15 protein-coding genes and 1 pseudogene are annotated in these 18,967 nt (G+C 44.1%); 7 read left to right on the forward strand and 9 right to left on the reverse strand.

All coding sequences use genetic code 11. The annotated features are described in order from the left end of the window. The gene (locus MR764_RS17895; RefSeq protein WP_247980823.1) at positions 1-330 is read left to right on the forward strand and encodes a thioredoxin family protein; all 330 of its coding nucleotides are present in this window, start codon (positions 1-3) and stop codon (positions 328-330) included. A 17-nt stretch (positions 331-347) separates the two neighbouring features. Here the strand turns inward: MR764_RS17895 and MR764_RS17900 are convergent, their stop codons facing one another. The 4 genes and pseudogenes from MR764_RS17900 to MR764_RS17915 all read right to left on the reverse strand — a co-directional run bounded on the left by MR764_RS17900 (position 348) and on the right by MR764_RS17915 (position 4,424). Continuing rightward, positions 348-1,406: a serine hydrolase domain-containing protein gene (locus MR764_RS17900; RefSeq protein WP_247980824.1), complete on the reverse strand. Its 1,059-nt coding sequence runs from the start codon at positions 1,404-1,406 to the stop codon at positions 348-350. Beyond that, positions 1,403-1,891, reverse strand: a complete 489-nt coding sequence (locus MR764_RS17905; protein ID WP_247980825.1) for a leucine-rich repeat domain-containing protein — start codon at positions 1,889-1,891, stop codon at positions 1,403-1,405. Before MR764_RS17905 ends, MR764_RS17900 begins: the two co-directional genes overlap by 4 nt. Positions 1,892-1,967: 76 nt before the next feature. Further along, a pseudogene (locus MR764_RS17910) lies at positions 1,968-2,267 on the reverse strand (DUF4269 domain-containing protein). Positions 2,268-2,423: 156 nt separating this feature from the next. Further along, on the reverse strand, positions 2,424-4,424 hold the full coding sequence (locus MR764_RS17915; protein ID WP_247980827.1) for a urocanate hydratase: 2,001 nt from the start codon (positions 4,422-4,424) through the stop codon (positions 2,424-2,426). Positions 4,425-4,548: 124 nt separating this feature from the next. Between MR764_RS17915 and MR764_RS17920 the strand changes: the two genes are divergently transcribed. From MR764_RS17920 to MR764_RS17930, 3 genes are all read left to right on the forward strand, one after another. After that, positions 4,549-5,127: a LemA family protein gene (locus MR764_RS17920; RefSeq protein ID WP_247980828.1), complete on the forward strand. Its 579-nt coding sequence runs from the start codon at positions 4,549-4,551 to the stop codon at positions 5,125-5,127. A gap of 115 nt (positions 5,128-5,242) precedes the next feature. Next, positions 5,243-5,680: a TPM domain-containing protein gene (locus MR764_RS17925; protein WP_247980829.1), complete on the forward strand. Its 438-nt coding sequence runs from the start codon at positions 5,243-5,245 to the stop codon at positions 5,678-5,680. 93 nt (positions 5,681-5,773) lie between these two features. Then, positions 5,774-6,559 carry a TPM domain-containing protein gene (locus MR764_RS17930; protein WP_247980830.1) on the forward strand — a complete coding sequence of 262 codons (786 nt, stop codon included), beginning with the start codon at positions 5,774-5,776 and terminating at the stop codon, positions 6,557-6,559. Between the two features lie 168 nt (positions 6,560-6,727). Here the strand turns inward: MR764_RS17930 and MR764_RS17935 are convergent, their stop codons facing one another. From MR764_RS17935 to MR764_RS17950, 4 genes are all read right to left on the reverse strand, one after another. Further along, complete coding sequence (locus MR764_RS17935; protein ID WP_247980831.1) at positions 6,728-7,504, reverse strand: C4-type zinc ribbon domain-containing protein; 777 nt, start codon at positions 7,502-7,504, stop codon at positions 6,728-6,730. Positions 7,505-7,633: 129 nt separating this feature from the next. Next, positions 7,634-8,731, reverse strand: a complete 1,098-nt coding sequence (locus MR764_RS17940) for a Nif3-like dinuclear metal center hexameric protein (RefSeq protein ID WP_247980832.1) — start codon at positions 8,729-8,731, stop codon at positions 7,634-7,636. Continuing rightward, positions 8,718-9,071: a MerR family transcriptional regulator gene (locus MR764_RS17945; protein ID WP_247980833.1), complete on the reverse strand. Its 354-nt coding sequence runs from the start codon at positions 9,069-9,071 to the stop codon at positions 8,718-8,720. The genes MR764_RS17940 and MR764_RS17945 overlap by 14 nt, the downstream gene beginning before the upstream one ends. Before the next feature lie 140 nt (positions 9,072-9,211). Continuing rightward, positions 9,212-10,192 carry a M23 family metallopeptidase gene (locus MR764_RS17950; RefSeq protein WP_247980834.1) on the reverse strand — a complete coding sequence of 327 codons (981 nt, stop codon included), beginning with the start codon at positions 10,190-10,192 and terminating at the stop codon, positions 9,212-9,214. Between the two features lie 177 nt (positions 10,193-10,369). Between MR764_RS17950 and alaS the strand changes: the two genes are divergently transcribed. The 3 genes from alaS (at position 10,370) to MR764_RS17965 (ending at position 18,383) form a co-directional block, all read left to right on the forward strand. Further along, entirely contained in the window at positions 10,370-12,991 is a 2,622-nt protein-coding gene (alaS, locus tag MR764_RS17955) for an alanine--tRNA ligase (RefSeq protein ID WP_247980835.1), read from the forward strand. Between the two features lie 282 nt (positions 12,992-13,273). Then, positions 13,274-16,354, forward strand: coding sequence for a cytochrome c biogenesis protein CcsA (gene ccsA / locus MR764_RS17960; protein ID WP_247980836.1), 3,081 nt, complete (start codon positions 13,274-13,276; stop codon positions 16,352-16,354). A gap of 247 nt (positions 16,355-16,601) precedes the next feature. Beyond that, positions 16,602-18,383, forward strand: coding sequence for a long-chain fatty acid--CoA ligase (locus MR764_RS17965; RefSeq protein WP_247980837.1), 1,782 nt, complete (start codon positions 16,602-16,604; stop codon positions 18,381-18,383). A 112-nt stretch (positions 18,384-18,495) separates the two neighbouring features. Here MR764_RS17965 and MR764_RS17970 read toward each other — a convergent pair whose 3' ends face one another. Beyond that, entirely contained in the window at positions 18,496-18,936 is a 441-nt protein-coding gene (locus MR764_RS17970) for a hypothetical protein (RefSeq protein WP_247980838.1), read from the reverse strand. Positions 18,937-18,967: the final 31 nt, after the last annotated feature.

The following is an 18,967-nucleotide window of genomic DNA, read 5'->3' on the forward strand; positions in this document are numbered from 1 at the left end:
ATGTTTACCGAAGTAAAATCATTCGACGAATTCAATCAATTAAAGGAAGGAGCAGCTTTGCTGGCTTACTTCTCAACCGAAGCCTGCAATGTTTGCAAAGTGCTCAAGCCAAAGGTGGAGGCTTTGGTGAGTGCAGAATTCCCGAATATTAAACTGGCGTATGTTAAATCAGATGTATTGCCCGAAGTAGCTGCGCAGAACCAGGTTTTTACAGCACCCACAATTCTGGTATTTTTTGATGGCCGCGAGTACATTCGCAAAAGCCGTAACATCGGGATCAGTGAATTACACGAGGCTATTGCCCGGCCTTATGAAATGATGTTTGAATAAGGCGCTTTTTCTGTCGACTATTTCAACGTCTTTAAAAGTCCAAAACACAAGTCATCAATTTTTTGCCTGTTTGGATTAAAAGCCGACACATTCGATAAAATAATTACAGCAGTTTTGTTCTCAACATCGATTGCCATTGAAGATGTGTAGCCACCCGTCCCCCCATTGTGCCAATGCCAGGTATTCCCCGTTTCAGGATGAAGAATATGCCATCCAAGTCCAATCTCCATTCCATTGTTTACTTTAAAAGTACTCTCCCGGGTTAATCTCAACTCTGTGTTTGCGGAATCAAACTGGGCCTGTGCAAATTTCGACATATCGCTTACATTCGATAAAATCCCTCCCGCTCCAACCAATACACTAAAGTCCCAGTTGGATGTTTCTTTTCCTCCGGCATCGAGGCCGGGAACCAGTTCTTCATTGAGTTTTGACTTTTCGGTTGTTGAATGAGTCATTCCATACTTGTCAAAAATGTACTTTTTCAGCATCCTTTCGTAGTCAGAACCCTCTTTTTTCGCCAACAGGTAAGCCAATAAGCCCGCTCCCAGGTTAGAGTATTCATATTTTTCTCCCGGCGAATTCCTGTCAGCTGAGTCGTCGGAAAGGTATTCGAGAAGCTCGTCTTTCGAATAATTTTTGTACGGGTTCCGAAAATCGGCAGTGGCCAGATTCAGGTTTGCAGGCAGACGGGGTAATCCCGAAGTATGATTGGCCAGTTCCTGAAGGGTGAACGTATCGCGAGAATTTAGAGGAAGATCTACGCAGGAATTCATTTGATCGTTCAAGCGGACTTTCTGTTTTTGAACCAGGTTGGCCAGCAGGGTAGAAGTAAAAACTTTACTGATGGAGCCAATTTCAAAGATCTTCATCGAGTTGTCAGTGTAATTCAGTGTATCGTTATGGCACTCGACTCCGGTAAATATTACTTTGCTATTTACAATCAATGCAACGGATAACTGCGTTTTTTCAGGGAAAGCAAGTGCTGTTTCACTAATCAGCTGGCTTTGTTTAGGTGTTTGTCCAAATCCACTAACCGAGAATGCAATGCCAAGTAGGGCGGGTAGAAGTTTCTTCATTCTTTTTTTGTGTATTTAAAATAAAACAGATTATCCATCATCTGGACACCGGCGGGGAGTGCATTTATTTTTGTATCTGTTACATCAATTAATTTAATTTTTGAAGTGCTGTTTATAGCCGAAATGTCGGAAAGCTCGGTGTTTCCACTCAGGTACAGCTGTTCAAGGTTTTCGCAATTGTTGATTCCAAAATCCAGCTGCTTGAACCTGTTGTTTCTCAACGAAAGAATTTTCAGTTTCTTTAGTTGCCCAATCCACGTCGGCAAAGTCGTCAGGTTATTGTTGTCCAGGATTAAAGTCTCAATCTCCGGGTTTAATGCACGGGCCGGAAACTCGGTTAAGTTCTGATAGCTTAAATCCAATATCTTTTGCGATTTAATGGTTTCACCCCGGCCATTAAAGATTACGACCGAATTTGTGTTTTGTCCAAATAATTGGGAACTAATCAGAATGAATACAACTATAATAAAATGTATTGTTTTCATAAAGCATCTTTTTTATGACTATCAATGTTTTCAACAGTACAATTGCTATTCCAAATTCTGGGTTAGACAAGATAGTTTAATAATTCTGAATACGGATCTCCGGATAAACCGAGAGCAATTGCAAAAGCCGGTTCGGTTTTGAGTCCTTCTTGTTTCAATTCTACGATCTTTTGCCGGAAAGCGTCACCCCGCCCGCAAAGTAATTGGGCTCAATTATCATGTGCCGATAGGCGTTTTGTTCGCGCGTGGATACATTTTGCCCGAAAATTTCGATTTTAACATTATCCATCATAAAACTGGCAACAACTGCATTGGTATGTTGGTGAATGGCTTCCTTTGTTTGAAAGTGCTCTGCCCTGGAAAACACATCTTTCATCAGTTTGATAAAATCATTTTATTTTGATAATAAGACGATATTGGGTGAGCTGTTTTTTTGCAGGGTTCTGCAAGGCCTCAAAAGTTTCTCCGGCCAGTGCCGGCGATGCTTTTTGTTCCTGAAATTTTGTTCCTGCAAAAGTGGAGAAGCGCCTGTTTAGAACAGCTGATCCAGTAGAGCATCGTCAGCTTCTTCCGGCAAGGTAACTTTCAGATTCGGATTCTCCTTCATGGCCTGCTCAATCGCAAAACGCGCCGGTTTGTTGCGCGCCCAGCTGCGCCGCGAAATGCCATTGTTTACATCCCAGTACAGCATCATTTTCAATCGTTCTTCTGCTTCAAATGTCCCGTCGATACACATTCCAAATCCACCGTTAATTACTTCGCCCCAACCCACGCCGCCGCCATTGTGCAACGAAATCCAGGTGGCGCCGCGAAAAGCATCGCCTACAAAGTTTTGCACCGCCATATCGGCGGTAAAAGACGAACCGTCGTAAATGTTGGAAGTCTCGCGGTAAGGTGAGTCGGTTCCCGAAACATCGTGGTGATCACGCCCCAGTACGATCGGGGCGGAAATCCGTCCGTCGCGGATGGCATCGTTAAAGGCTTTGGCAATTTGTGTGCGGCCTTTGCAATCGGCATAGAGAATACGTGCCTGTGATCCTACTACCAGTTTATTTCGTCCGGCTTCCCGTATCCAGTGGATGTTGTCTTCCATCTGCCGGGTGATTTCTTCAGGCGATTCGGAAGCTAGTTGTTGCAATACTTCCGCGGCAATTCTATCGGTCGTTTCAAGGTCTTTCGGATCGCCGGAGGTACACACCCAGCGGAAAGGGCCAAATCCATAATCAAAAAACAAAGGTCCCATAATGTCCTGTACGTACGAAGGATAGATAAAGCCTCCTTTTTCGTTCAGGATATCAGCCCCGGCACGGCTGGCTTCGAGCAGAAAGGCATTCCCGTAATCCCAGAAATACATTCCTCTGTCCGTCATTTTATTCACCGCCGCCACATGTCTTCTCAGTGATTCATATACTTTTTCGCCGAAAAGTTCGGGTTGATCAGCCATCATTTTCACCGATTCGTCAAAAGTAAGACCGGCCGGATAGTAGCCACCTGCAAAAGGATTGTGCAGCGAAGTCTGGTCAGATCCCAGTTCAACCGGGAAATTTTCTTCAGCCAGTTTTTCCCAAAGGTCGATTACATTTCCCTGGTATGCGAGTGAAACCGCTTCTTTGTTTTCACGGGCTTTTTTCATTCGACCCAGTAATTCATCCAGGTTCGTAAAAACTTCATCCACCCATCCTTGGCTGTGTCGTACTTTCACAGCTTTGGGATTGATTTCGGCAACCACACAGATCATTCCGGCAATTACTGCGGCTTTCGGTTGCGCACCCGACATGCCTCCAAGTCCACTTGTCACAAATATTTTTCCTGCCAACTCACCCGGCGAATGAAGCCGCGCTGCATTCATCACTGTAATGGTAGTGCCGTGTACAATTCCTTGAGGCCCGATGTACATATACGAACCGGCAGTCATTTGGCCGTATTGCGAAACACCCAGTGCATTCATCCGTTCGTAATCGTCACGACTTGAATAATTAGGGATGACCATTCCGTTGGTTACTACCACCCGCGGTGCATTTTTGTGGGAAGGAAACAGCCCCATCGGATGACCGGAGTACATCACCAGTGTTTGTTCGTCGTTCATTTCAGCCAGGTATTTCATGGTAAGCAGATACTGCGCCCAGTTCTGAAAAACGGCTCCGTTTCCTCCGTATGTGATCAGTTCGTGTGGATGCTGGGCAACTGTATTGTCAAGATTGTTCTGAATCATTAGCATAATGGATGCTGCCTGCTTTGATTTGGCCGGATATTCATCGATCGGCCGCGCATACATTTCATAACCGGGACGGAAACGGTACATGTAAATACGTCCAAACAATTCCAGTTCGTTCAAAAATTCGGGAGCCAGCACCGCATGAAATTTCTGTGGAAAATACCGAAGGGCATTTTTTACGGCCAGTTTTTTCTCGTCGGCCGACAAAATATCTTTTCGCCGGGGAGCATGGTTGATTCGGGTATCATAAGGTTGGGGGAGCGGCAACTTGTTGGGAATTCCTTCCAGAATGGCGGTTTTGAACGTCGATTTTTCCATGATCCGGCACTTTAATCTTACTAAATTCGAAATACAACGGTAAAATATCGCCTTTCCCCGAAAAGACCGATGATTTTTTGCACATTTTGAAAATATTTGTAGACATACTTTAAATGAAAGAAAAATGAAGCGTATTAAAATTGTTCTACTTGCATTGGTAAGTGCATTTTTATTTTCGAGTTGCGGTTACAATAAAATGGTTGAAATGGATGAACAGGTGACCTCGCAGTGGGCACAGGTCGAGAACGTTTACCAGCGTCGGGCCGATTTAATTCCCAACCTTGTAAATACGGTAAAAGGTTATGCCGCGCACGAGCAGGAAACGCTGACCGGTGTGATCGAAGCACGTTCGAAAGCTACTTCTGTGCATGTCGATCCTGAAAAACTGACACCTGAGACATTAAAGCAATTTAACCAGGCACAGGACGGATTGTCATCGGCATTAAGCCGTTTGATGGTGGTTGTGGAGCGTTACCCGGATCTGAAAGCCAACCAGAATTTTCTGGATTTGCAGGCTCAGCTCGAAGGAACCGAGAACCGCATTACAGTGGAACGCAAGAAATTCAACGATACTACCCAGCAGTACAATGCTTACATCCGGAAGTTCCCGCGTGTGATTTATGCCAGCTGGTTTGGTTTCGACAAGAAATCGTATTTCGAAGCCCGCGAGGGTTCGGATGTGGCTCCCGAAGTCCAGTTCTAGAAGGAGTGAGAATATAATGGCAGGCAGATCGTCAAATGATCGGTCTTTTGCCTGCTTTTTACAGGATGTTTACGGGATATAACCGGGATGATAATTCAAAAAAAAGAAAACAGGAATGGGCGTTCATAAATTTTTCACAGAACAGGACAAGTTGCAGATCACAAATGCAATCCGCGTTGCAGAAACCAATACTTCGGGTGAAATCCGGGTGCATGCCGAAAGTCATTGTGCCGGCGATGTGCTCGATCGCGCCGCTTATCTTTTTGAAAAGCTGGAGATGCACAAAACAGAGCTTCGCAACGGGGTGTTGTTTTACCTGGCAGTGGAAGACCGGAAATTTGCCATTTTGGGGGATGCGGGGATCAATCAAAAAGTGCCGGAGAATTTCTGGGAAAGCACAAAAGATGTGGTAATCACGAAATTAAAGGAAGGCCTTTATGCTGAGGCTCTCGCTGATGGAATTGTAATGGCGGGAGAACAGTTGAAAGCACATTTCCCTTATCAAAAGGATGATGTGAATGAGCTTTCTGACGAGATATCATTTGGAAAATAATTCAATAATACTTTCCGCTCTTTATCCCCTTGCAAAGGGGAGATGCCCGCGTAAGGAAAGTGGGAGGATGGCAGAGGGGTAACATTTATAAAAATGAAGAGAATACTAATAGTACTGTTTGTATTGCTTGGTACAGCGACAAGTTTGATGGCACAAATTCCGGAACGTCCCGTTCCTGCTCGGCTGGTGAATGATTTTGCCGGCGTTTTAACCAACGATCAACGCGAGGGGCTGGAAAATGCACTGGAGAAATTTGCCCGGGAGACTTCCACTCAGATTGTGGTGGTTGCCGTTCCCGATCTGGAAGGATACGATAAAGCAGATTATGCTTTTCAGCTGGGCGAAAAATGGGGTGTAGGGCAAAAAGGCAAAGACAACGGAATTGTAATTTTGCTGAAACCAAAGACCGGTAATAGCCGAGGGGAAGTTTTTATTGCTACGGGGTATGGTCTGGAAGGGGTTTTACCCGATGCTACCGTAAACCGCGATATTGTGAGCAACGAGATGTTGCCGCGCTTTAAGGAAAATAATTACTACGAAGGTCTGGCAGCCGGAATCGGTGTTATAATGGACATAACCCGCGGCGAGTATACCGCCGATGAATACCGTCAACAGGCAGAGGCGGGGGGCGCAGCAGGTATTCCGTTTCTGATCATCCTGTTTGCCGTATTGATCTCTTTGTTTGGCCGCAGCCGGAGACGAAGGTTTTATTCGCCGGGTAGAAGTTTGCCGTTTTGGATGGCCATGGGAATGATGTCGGGCAGTCACCGTTCATCGGGTTCGTTTGGTAATTTCTCTTCAGGAGGAGGCAGCTTTGGCGGATTTGGAGGCTTTGGCGGAGGCAGCTTTGGTGGCGGAGGCGCCGGCGGGAGCTGGTAGAAGTAGTTTAAAGTTCAAAGCTCAGAGTTCAGAAAGAATCAAAACAAGGTTCAAGCAATAATAGAAACCGCAATCGGGAATCCGGGAGCGGTTTTTTATTTCCACCAATAAAAACGCCGGTTTATCCATGGATAAACCGGCGTTCTATTATCTTAAAGATTGATTGACTTATTCAGCAATGTCTTCAATAACATTGATTTTCTCATCCACCAAAATACGGCCACAGTATTCACAAACAATAATCTTTTTGCGGCTGGCAATATCCAACTGACGTTGTGGCGGGATGTTAGCGAAGCAACCACCGCAGGCATCACGCTGAATGGTAACCACTGCCAGTCCGTTACGAGCGTTTTTACGGATACGTTTGAAAGCGGTTAACAGACGAGGCTCGATAAACGATTCGATCTTTTCTGCTTTTGCTTTCAGCTTTTCTTCTTCGATCTTGGTTTCTTCAGTAATTTCCTGCAGTTCGTTCTTCTTACGCTCAAGATCTTCTTCGCGTTCTTTTAATTGCGTTTTAGAAGCGCCGATGGCCTCTTTTTTCGCAGCCATTTCAGCGGTGAATTCCTTGATGCGTTTTTCAGAAAGCTCAATTTCCAGGTTCTGAAATTCAATTTCTTTTGAAAGTGAATCGAACTCGCGGTTGTTGCGAACGTTGTTTTGCTGTTCAGTATATTTTGTAATCAGTCCCTGAGAATCTTTAATCGCAATCTTTTTATTATTGATCGCAGTATCCAGATTCTTGATTTCGTCGTCAAGGTTAACCAAACGGGTTTTCAATCCGGCGATTTCGTCTTCCAGGTCCTGTACTTCCAGCGGAAGCTCACCCCTTAGGGTTTTTATTTTGTCCACTTCTGAAACCACACTTTGCAACTCGTGCAATGCGCGCAGTTTTTCTTCGATAGAAATGTCCTTGTCTTCCTGCCTTGAATAAGATGTATTCATGCTCGTTCTATTTAATTTTATTTTTCTCCAATTAAACGGTCTATAAACTCTAACCCTTTTGTCCGCGTTTTGTTTTAGCGCTGTAAATCAGTTGGATTTCCCAACTAATCAACTGCTCTCAACCAAAAATCAGAAGTAAAAAACCGGGTTGGTATTCACCTCTGACAAACGGACGACAAATTTAGGGAAATTTTTCGTAAGTAACTCATAAAAAAGTTCTTTAGTAAATTGTTCACTTTCAAAATGTCCGATATCGGCAACTACAATTTTGTTTTCGGCATCAAAAAACTGGTGATATTTAAAATCGCCGGTTACAAAAAAGTCGGCTCCGGCCGATATGGCCTTATTTAAAAGGAACGATCCCGCACCTCCGCAAACCGCTATTTTGTTTACTTTCTTCTGTCGTAAGGCGGTGTGGCGGATCACTCCCGTGTGAAATGTGTCTTTTAATAATTGCAGAACATCTTTCTCCGTTTTTTCTTCGGGGAGCGTCCCGATCATCCCCATCCCGATCTGTTCAAATTTATTGTCGAGCGAATAAATGTCGTAAGCAACTTCCTCGTAAGGATGGGCTTCGAGCAGAGTTGCAATTACTTTTCCCTGCAAATAGTCGGGAAGTATGGTTTCTACGCGGATTTCATTCTCGTAATGCTGGGTACCTTTCTCGCCCACAAAGGGGTTGGTGGTGTCGTCTCCGCGAAAAGTGCCCTGGCCATGCGTATTAAAACTGCACGAATCGTAATTTCCGATGTTTCCCGCACCGGCAGAAAAAAGCGCCTGCCGTACTTTTTCAGCATAATCGACCGGAACAAAAGTTACCAGCTTTTTTAGTATGCCACCCGCCGGATCCAGTATTTTGCAGTTCTCAAGTCCGATCTTTTCGCAGATTTTGCCGTTCACTCCGCCTGTAATACTGTCGAGGTTGGTATGCGCGGCATAAATGGCAATGTCGTTTTTGATGGCTTTTAACAAAGTACGTTCGACGTAATTTTTCCCGGTAATTTTTTTAAGTCCGGAAAAAACGATCGGGTGATGAGCTACAATCAGATTGCATTGGGAAGCAATGGCTTCTTCTACCACTTCCTCGGTTACATCCAGGGTAATCAAAATTGAAGTAAGCTCCGCCTGTCCGTCGCCCAGTATTAGGCCCGCATTGTCGTATGATTCCTGTAAACGCAAGGGCGCCACGCTCTCCAGAAAACGAGTGATATCTTTAATTTTCGTCATGATCCTGTAAACTGTCTCTTATTTCCTCCAACTCCAGCCTGATGTCCTGCAATTTTTTTACGATCTCATAATTATTTAGGGTGTCTTCCCGGTTTTCCTTTAGTTTTTGTCGTGCTCCTTTTATAGTGAGCCCACGTTCTTTCACCAGGTAATTGATCAGCCGGAGTGTTTCAATGTCCTCTTTGGTGAAAAGCCGGTTTCCTTTTTTATTCTTAAAAGGTTTTAGCGCTTCGAACTGGTTTTCCCAATAGCGAACGTTCGAAGGAGTAAGACCAAACATCTCGGTAACTTCTCCCATCGAGTAATATATTTTTTCTATTTCGGGCTTTTTGTAGGGCACTTTTCAGATTTTGAATTGCAAGATAATTAGAATTAAGAACCGCGGCAAAATTGTTGTTTTGAAAATGAACGGATACAAAAAACTTTCACCAGTTAGCTGATGAAAGTTTTTTTGAAATATCTTTTCCCCTGCATTCGGTACTAGTCAAGCGACTGTCCGATATTGGTTGAGATGGCAATCATTCTGTCGTATTCCTGCGGAGTAAGGTCCTGGAACATGTAATACATCGGATTTACTTTTTGCCCGTTCTTGTGTACTTCGTAATGCAAGTGCGGTGCGGTTGATCCACCCGAGTTTCCAACGTAGCCGATAATGTCGCCGCGTTTTACCTGTTGTCCGCGTTTTACATTGAATTCGTTCAGGTGTCCGTAAACCGTTTCATAGCCATAGCCATGATCAATTTTGATGGCGAGACCAAATCCAACGTTGCTTCTTTTTGATCCTTCCACTTCGGTAACCACTCCATCGCCCGTTGCGTAAATCGGTGTCCCAATTGGAGCTGTAAAGTCCTGGCCCCAGTGCATTTTTTTCACCTTGTAGATTGGGTGCATACGATATCCCCAGCCGCTCGATGTTCTTTTTAGTTCCTTGTTGCGGATAGGCATAATCGACGGCAGCGAGGCAAGCATTTTTTCCTTGTTCAGCGCCATGTCCATTACTTCGTCGTATGATTTCGACTGAATATAAGCTTTTTTAGCCAGTACATCCAGCTTTGTTGCGGTTTCAATCACCAGATCGGCATTGTCCATATTTTCGAGATGCGAATATTTATTTGCACCTCCAAAACCGGCGTCACGTACCGATGCCGGGATAGGCTCGGCTTCAAAAACTACCCTGTAAATATTGTCGTCGCGTTGCTGAAGATCGGTCAAAACCTTTTCAACTTTGTCCATATCTTTTTTCAACAATTCATATTGGGTGATCAAACGCTGGTTTTCCCGTTTCAATGCCTTTGAACGTGGCGTTTCATAAAAACTCAGAAACACAATCACAAACAGCAGGGCCATACCCAAACTGCTGGACAGATAAGTAAGAACCTTAACAATTCTTTCTTTCCAGGTTAAGCCGATACTTTCGTAATTGAGAGTGTCTGGGTTAAATTTATACTTCTTTCTTGCCATAAACAGGCTCCTTTTTTTCTATGTCCCTAACAAAATTAATTTAAACGTATAACTTTGCGTACTTTAAAAACGTGAGCAACTCACGGCGCAAATGTAAGTAAATAACTCATAATTAGAGAATTTCTTGTGTTTGTGTTTGGATTTTTTAACACTTAGTGAAAAAACATTAGCGATAATATGAAGACTTCCAGGGAAATAAGACAGGCTTTTCTCGATTTTTTCAAGGAAAAGAATCACCAGATTGTAAACTCTGCTCCGATGGTAGTAAAAGGTGATCCTACTTTAATGTTTACAAATGCCGGGATGAACCAGTTTAAGGATCAGTTTCTGGGCAACGAACCTGTAAAATGGCCGCGTGTAGCCGATACGCAAAAGTGTTTGCGGGTTTCGGGTAAGCACAACGATCTGGAAGAAGTGGGATTGGATACTTATCATCACACCATGTTCGAAATGTTGGGGAACTGGTCGTTTGGCGACTATTTTAAGGAAGATGCCATTAACTGGGCCTGGGAATTTCTGGTTACCCGTATGGGAATCAACCCTGAACGTTTGTACGCTACCGTGTTCGAAGGAAGTGCTGACGATAACCAGGAGCGCGATGATGAAGCTGCCGGCTACTGGGAAAAATACCTGCCGAAAGAACGCATTCTGAATGGAAATAAAAAGGATAATTTCTGGGAAATGGGCGATACCGGTCCTTGTGGTCCCTGTTCTGAAATTCATGTGGATTTGCGTTCGCAGGCAGAAATCGATAAACTGTCGGGCCGCGAATTGGTGAACAAAGATCATCCGCAGGTGATAGAAATCTGGAACCTGGTTTTTATTCAGTTTAACCGAAAAGCCAACGGAAGTCTGGAAGAACTGCCGGCAAAACACGTGGATACCGGAATGGGTTTCGAACGTCTTTGCATGGTTCTGCAAGGCGTAACTTCCAACTACGATACCGATGTTTTCCAGAATACCATTGCCGAGATTGGAAAACTGTGCGGAAAAAAATACGGTGACGATGAAAAAGCCGACATCGCTATGCGTGTGATTGCCGACCACCTGCGAGCTGTTGCGTTTGCAATTGCCGACGGCCAGTTGCCATCGAATAACAAAGCCGGTTATGTAATTCGTCGTATTCTGCGTCGTGCAGTGCGTTACGGTTATACTTTCCTTGGATTTAAAGAAGCGTTCATCTTTAAATTGATCGAAGTGCTGAAGGAAACCATGGGAGAAGCTTTCCCTGAACTGGTGAGTCAGCAGGTGTTGATCGAAAAAGTGATCAAAGAAGAGGAAGAGTCGTTCCTGCGTACGCTTTCAACCGGAATAAAATTGCTGGATGAAATTGTTTCAAAAGCAAAATCTGAAGGCGCAACAGAGGTTGCCGGAAAAGATGCTTTTGTTTTATATGATACTTACGGATTTCCGCTCGATTTAACTGAATTGATTGCGCGTGAAAACGGACTGGGTGTTGACGGCAGTGGTTTTGCGGTTGAAATGGAAGCTCAGAAAAACCGTTCGCGGAATGCAGCAGCCCAGGAAACCGATGACTGGGTGGAATTGCGCAAAATCGAAAAAACCGAATTTCTGGGTTACGACAAACTGGAAGCAGAAGTTCGTATTGCCCGTTACCGCAAGGTTACTCAAAAGAAAAAAACGTTCTTCCAGCTTGTTTTTGACCAGACTCCGTTTTACGGCGAGTCAGGCGGACAGGTGGGAGACACCGGATACATTGAATTTGATGGCGTAAAAACTGTCATTTACGATACACAGAAAGAGAACAACCTGATTGTTCACCTGGTAGAAAAACTACCGGAAAATCCTTCCGAGTATTTTACCGCTGTTGTGGATGTTCAGCGTCGTCAGAAAATTGCCAATAACCACACGGCTACTCACTTGTTGCATGCCGCTTTGCGCGAAGTGCTGGGAACCCATGTGGAGCAAAAAGGATCGCTGGTTAATGCCGACCACCTGCGTTTCGACTTCTCTCATTTCCAGAAAATGACAGACGAAGAAATTGCGGAAGTGGAGAGAAGAGTGAACGTAAAAATTCGCCAAAACTCGGTGCTGGAAGAAAATCGCGAAATGCCGATTGAAGAGGCACAAAGTGCAGGAGCGATGATGCTGTTTGGCGAAAAATACGGCGATGTGGTGCGCACCATTCGTTTTGGCGAATCGATGGAGCTTTGCGGCGGAACACACGTTGCTGCAACCGGCCAGATTGGTTTGCTGAAAATTGTTTCGGAAAGCGCTATTGCTGCCGGAGTGCGCAGGATAGAAGCCATTACTGCCGACCGTGCTGAGAAATACATTAACGATCAGTTAAGTGTATTGACCAGCATCAAGGAAACGGTGAAAGGTTCTTCCAATATTTTGGACAGTGTAATCACTTTGTTGCAGCAAAATTCAGAGCTTTCAAAACAAATAGAGAGCTTCCAGCGCGAGAGTCTGAAAATCACGAAGGCAAATCTGAAAAGTAAGATTTTGTACGAGAAAGGCGTGAATATTATTGCCGATAAGATAACGATAGACAATGCTGCTCTTCTGAAAGATCTGGCTTTCCAGTTAAAAGGTGAAGTGGAAAACCTCTACCTCGTATTGGGTGCAGATATCAACGGGAAGCCAAATCTTACTGTGATGATTTCTGAAAACATTGTGGAAGATAAAGGGCTAAATGCCGGACAAATTGTTCGTGAAGCCGGAAAAGAGATTAAAGGCGGTGGAGGCGGTCAGCCTTTCTATGCAACTGCCGGAGGTAAAGATATTGAAGGTCTCAGCGCTGCAGTTGAAAAAGCGCTGTCGTTTTTGCAATAAACAGCGTTTCTTAGACGCTAAGATATAAAAGGGCCGTTTCTTTTGAAAAATAAGGAAACGGCTTTTCTTGTTTTTATGTTCTTCCTTTGATTTATTCTAAATAAAAATTATTTTCAGCCTTTTAATTTTTATTGAAAACTTCCGGCTTCCAACTTCGGACCCCGGATTAATTTATGGATGAAACGAACATGAATTTTCATTTTTCAAATTCACAAAAAGTAGAATCAAATTCTCGGGAGTTCCATCGAATACGATTGAAGTAAACAATTTTAATGAGATGAAATGAAGAAATTATATGCCTTTCTCACTTCCATGCCTTTTGCAGCATTTATTTTTCTGGCACTGGCGTTTTCGATGGCAATTGCCACTTTTGTCGAAAGTAGCTACGGAACGCCCACTGCACGTGCACTGATTTATAATACTCGCTGGTTCGAGGCGCTTTGGGGTTTGTTTGCTCTCAACCTGATCAATAATCTTGTTCGTTACCGTCTCTTCAACGCGCGCCGGTTTACGCTTGGGATTTTCCATCTGTCGTTTCTGATCATGATTTTGGGAGGCGCGATTACCCGCTATTTTAGTTTTGAAGGAATGATGCACATTCGCGAAAATCAGGCTGCCAGTTTTATCCTTTCTTCCGACGATTATTTCTATGCCGCCTACGGAGACCAACATAAGGAAGCAAAAGTTCGCTTTTCGGAATATGCGCCCAAGCAATTTTCTGCCAAATTCGATGTAGACGGGCATACCGTAAAAGTAAAAGCTGTGGGGTTTATCGAAAACGCGACACGCAAGGCTGTTCCGTCAGATTCCGGCGAACCTGCCATCGATTTTGTATTTGCAGCTCCTGGTGGTCAAGGCATGCAAAGTTATACATTTACGCCTGGCGCAGTGCTGAACTATCCCGGTTTTACAGCCGGTTTCGAAGCCGGAAACAACCGGATGGTCAATTTCTTTATGAAAGACGGGGCTTTGTTTATGACTTCTGAAATGGCGCTTGAAGAAACAACCATGGCATCGCAGGAGACGGTGACACTTGCCGCCGGAGATACCCTTCAGGTAAAACCAATGTTTCTGTACGGATTTGATGATTTTCGTTTTCTGATTCGCAATTTTCATCCGAGTGCAAGTTTTACTGCGGTAAAAAGTCAGACCGAGACCAACGAGAATGCGGTGTTGATACAAATCACGGATGGCGTGAATCAGCAAACAGTTCCGGTTTACGGTCATTCCGGAATGGCATCGGATACCATCAGTGTTCCTCTGGGAAGCGGTAAATTACGATTGGCTTATGGTGCCATGCCGCTGTATTTACCCTTCAGTATTTATTTGAAAGATTTTCAACTGGAGCGTTATCCCGGATCAGAATCCCCATCGTCGTTTGCATCGGATGTGGTGTTGATTGACGGAGAACGCAACATAAACGAGGATATGCGAATTTTCATGAACAATACATTGACTCATCGCGGTTATAAGTTTTTCCAGTCGTCGTACGATACCGATGAAAAAGGGACCATCCTTTCGGTGAATTATGATTTTGTGGGAACCTGGGTTTCTTACCTGGGGTACATTTTGTTGATTGTGGGAGTGATTCTTTCTTTGATCAATAAAAACTCTTACTTCCGCTTTTTGGCGCAGAAGCTGAAAAATATTTCGGTAACTGCTGTACTTGTGTTGGGGTTTGTTGGAGCTTTTTCAATGTCGGCAAATGCACAGGGAGGAGCTGAAGCTGCACTCCCTCCGATCAATAAGGAAGTGGTGGAAGAATTTAGCCGCTTGTGGGTGCAGGGAGTCGACGGACGAATTGAACCGATTTCGACACTTACCAGCGAGATCGTCCGGAAAATAAGCAGAAAATCGACACTTTACGGAAAGTCTCCCGACGAAATGGCACTAAGCATGATGGCCTATCCCGAAATCTGGCGCACTTTACCCATTATCCGCGTTTCGGAAAAAGAACTGGCCACGCAACTAGGCGTGCAGGGAAAATATATGACTGCAGATATGCTGTTTGATATCAACGGCAATTACCGCATTCTCGATCAGGTGAGGGCGGCGTATGCAAAAGCTCCGGCCATGCGTAACCGCATCGAAAAAGAATACATTTACCTCGACGAGCGGGTGAATATCTGTTTCATGGTTTTCCAGGGATCGTTGTTTCATATTTTTCCAAGAGAAAAGAGAGAAGATACCTGGTATGCTCCGGGGGAAGACGCCGTGGAATATACCGATGGAGATTCGATCTTTATCAAGAGCGGATTTCAGTTGCTGGTTCAATCCATCAACGAAAAGAATAATGAAGATGCCGTCCAGCTATTAAAGGCGGTCGAAAATTTTCAAACGAAATACGGATCCGCACTTTTGCCGGGCGAGAAAAAGAGGAATCTGGAGATATTATACAATAAGGTCAATCCCTTTAAACGAATCTTTCCATTTTACCTCATGTTCGGTGTCTTGCTCCTGTTTGTATTATTTGTGAATATTTTCAGACAGAAGCCTCTACCCAAATTTTTAAAATGGGGTTTTTTCGGACTGATTGTAGTTTTGTTTGTGGTACACACGGTTGGCCTGGCGTTGCGTTGGTACATCTCGGGGCATGCACCCTGGAGTAACGGTTTCGAATCGGTGGTATACGTGGCCTGGGCAATTATGCTGGCAGGGCTTATTTTTGGGCGGAAATACCCAATGGTTGTCGGAACGGCTGCGTTCCTTTCGGGCATTGCCTTGTTTGTGGCTCACCTTAGTTGGATGAATCCGGAAGTAACACCGCTGGTTCCTGTGCTGAAATCGTACTGGCTCGCGATTCACGTTGCCATTATTACTGCCAGCTACGGATTCTTTGGCTTGAGTATGATTTTAGGCGTACTGACCATGATTTTTATGGTGTTACGCACCAGTAGGAACGAAACAAAAGTGGGTGGTTTTATTGAGCAGCTCACCACCATCAACGAAATGTCGGCAACGGTAGGCTTGTATTTTCTAACGATCGGAACATTCCTGGGTGGTGTTTGGGCTAACGAAAGCTGGGGCCGTTACTGGGGCTGGGACCCAAAAGAAACCTGGGCATTGATCACCGTAGTGATTTATTCGTTTATCGTTCACATGCGAATGATTCCGTCGTTAAAAGGAGCTTACAATTATAATTTTGCGTCGATACTTGGTTTTGCCTCTGTATTGATGACCTACTTTGGCGTGAATTATTATTTGTCAGGACTACATTCCTATGGTAAAGGAGTGGCTGATGGTGTCAATCCAGCAGTGCCGATAAGTTTCGCGTTGCTGGGCGGCTTAATGCTGTGGGCCTACATCAAAGAGGTGAAATACGAAAAAAGAAACGCAGCCGATCAGGATTTGAACGGTAAATAGTTCGGGCAAAACAGCATTCAGGAGAGATTGTTCCTGGTGATAAATTATCGCTTTAAAGGCAATAACGGTTTTCTATTTTTGGAACAATTGACTCTGAAAGTCGATTTGGTTCGTGATAAGTTGTTGAAAATTAATTAAATATCACTATTTGGAGTATTTCTAAATAATATTACTGTAAATATCTAATGGATGTCCGGTAAATCAGTTCAGCATCAAAGTCTTATCTTTCGCTGTTTTTTTATTTAAAATGATGGAACAAACAGTTACTCGCACTTTTGACATTCTGGAACACACTTTAAAGGAATATCCGAGAGAAGATGCCATTGCCGGCAAAAGAGACGGGAAATGGTACACTTTCTCCACTCAGGAATACAATCAAAAATCACATCAGTTTGCCCTGGGCCTGTTGGCTCTGGGATTGGAAAAGGGTGATAAAGTAGCCACGGTTACCAATAATTGCCCCGAATGGTGTATTGCCGACATGGGTTTGGCGATGACCGGCGTGGTGCATGTGCCGATTTATCCGACGATTGGTGAAGACGAATATCAATACATTCTGAAACATGCAGAAGTAAAGATGCTGATTGTAGGCGATGCCAAACTTTATAAAAAGTTGCTGCCGCTCGCCAATGAGTTGGAACTGACGATGTACACTTTCGAAAAGGTGGAAGGTGCGAAAAATTACCAGGAAATACTGGATCTGGGAGAATCTGAAAAATCAAATCAGGAAGCAAAGTTAAAGGATTGCAAGACATCAGTACTTCCGGATGATATTGCTACCCTGATTTATACTTCTGGAACAACCGGAGTGCCGAAGGGAGTTATGTTGACTCATAAAAACCTGGTTTCCAATTTTGTTTCGCATGCCCGGATGCACCACCTGGGGAAAGACCATCGGGTAATTAGTTTTCTGCCGCTTTGCCACGTATACGAACGCAGTGTAAACTATCATTTTCAATACAAGGGAATGGGGGTTTATTATGTGGGAAGCCTTGCACAGATTATGAGTGCGATAAAAGAGATTAAACCACATATGTTTAACTCGGTTCCCCGTTTGCTCGAAAAAGTTTACGATGGTTTTGTGGCCAAAGGAAAAGAGCTGAGCGGAATAAAAAAGAGCCTGTATTTTTGGGCGCTCGACCTGACGAGGCATTTTGAGTACAATAAGAAATACGGGCCTGTTCTTCGTCTGAAAATAAAAATTGCAGATAAGCTCATCTATTCCAAATGGCGCGAAGCGCTGGGCGGAAACATCGTATATATTGTTTCCGGGGGAGCCGCTTTGCAACCGCAAATTGCCCGGGTTTTGGGGATGGCGAAAATGTACAACCTCGAAGGGTACGGACTTACCGAAACCTCACCTGTAATTGCCGTTAATAATCCTTCGCTGAAAGAAATGAAGATCGGAACGGTTGGACCGGTTTTGGAAGGTGTGGAAGTGAAGATTGCACCCGATGGCGAGATTCTGTGTAAAGGCCCCAGTATTATGAAGGGTTACTACAAAGCGCCGGAGCTCACCGCCGAAGTAATTGATAAAGACGGCTGGTTTCATACCGGCGACATAGGTATTCTGGAAGAAGGGAAATTCCTCAAGATCACCGACCGTAAAAAAGAAATATTCAAACTTTCGGGAGGAAAATACATTGCCCCGCAAATGATCGAGAACAAGCTGAAAACTTCCACTTTGATCGAACAGGTAATGGTAATTGGCTCCAACGAGAAATTCGCATCAGCTTTGATTTCTCCAAATTTTGCGCTGCTTCACGATTGGGCGGCAGAGCACAAACTTCATTACGAAAACAACAAGGAACTGATCCAACTGCCGGAAGTGATCGATAAGATTCAGAAAGAAGTTGCCAAAATAAATAAAACGCTGGGAAGCCACGAGCAAATCAACCGGATTCGTTTGGTGTGTGAAGAGTGGACACCGGCTTCTGGTGAATTGTCGCCCACACTGAAACTACGCCGAAATGTAGTGGCTCAAAAGTATCAGAACTTAATTGACGATATTTACTCGGTTGGCAAATAACCGAATTTTTGACAGGCGTAAAATAAACGCTGAACCAAACTTAGCAAAGCTGCCGGAAATTTTTCCGGCAGCTTTTTGTTGATGACTATTCGTTATTTGCAAAAATGTCAGATTAAAAGAATGCCCTTCCCCATGGAATTCCGGCAAGGATCAATACCAATGATATGGTATAGAAGATAGCTGCCAGACGATGCTTTTTATCAGATGACGAAGCTTTCTTTGATCTCGACCGGCCGATATGAATCAGTACCAGTGCAATCACCATCAATAAAATGTGCTCGACGGCGTAAAACCGTAGTTCTGAATTTTTCATGGCCGCTCCAAAATTCTGAAAGGCGGCTTTGGTCATCGGGCTTACAAAGGCATAAAGCGCCAGGCCAACCAGAAATTGAATATCGGTGAAAATGACCAGTAATAAATTGAAAAGATTATCGGTTTTTTTCCACTCGCGTTTTCCCACCCAACCTGTTAAAGCCAGAACAACCGAAATAATCAGCGCCAGTAAAACCAACCAGCGAAATCCGTTATGTGCGTGTAATAATCCAGTGTACATATATTCATTTTTAGTTTGAAGTAAAACATCT

The sequence above is a fragment of the Maribellus sp. YY47 genome, from assembly GCF_023111095.1.
Taxonomy (GTDB): domain Bacteria; phylum Bacteroidota; class Bacteroidia; order Bacteroidales; family Prolixibacteraceae; genus Draconibacterium.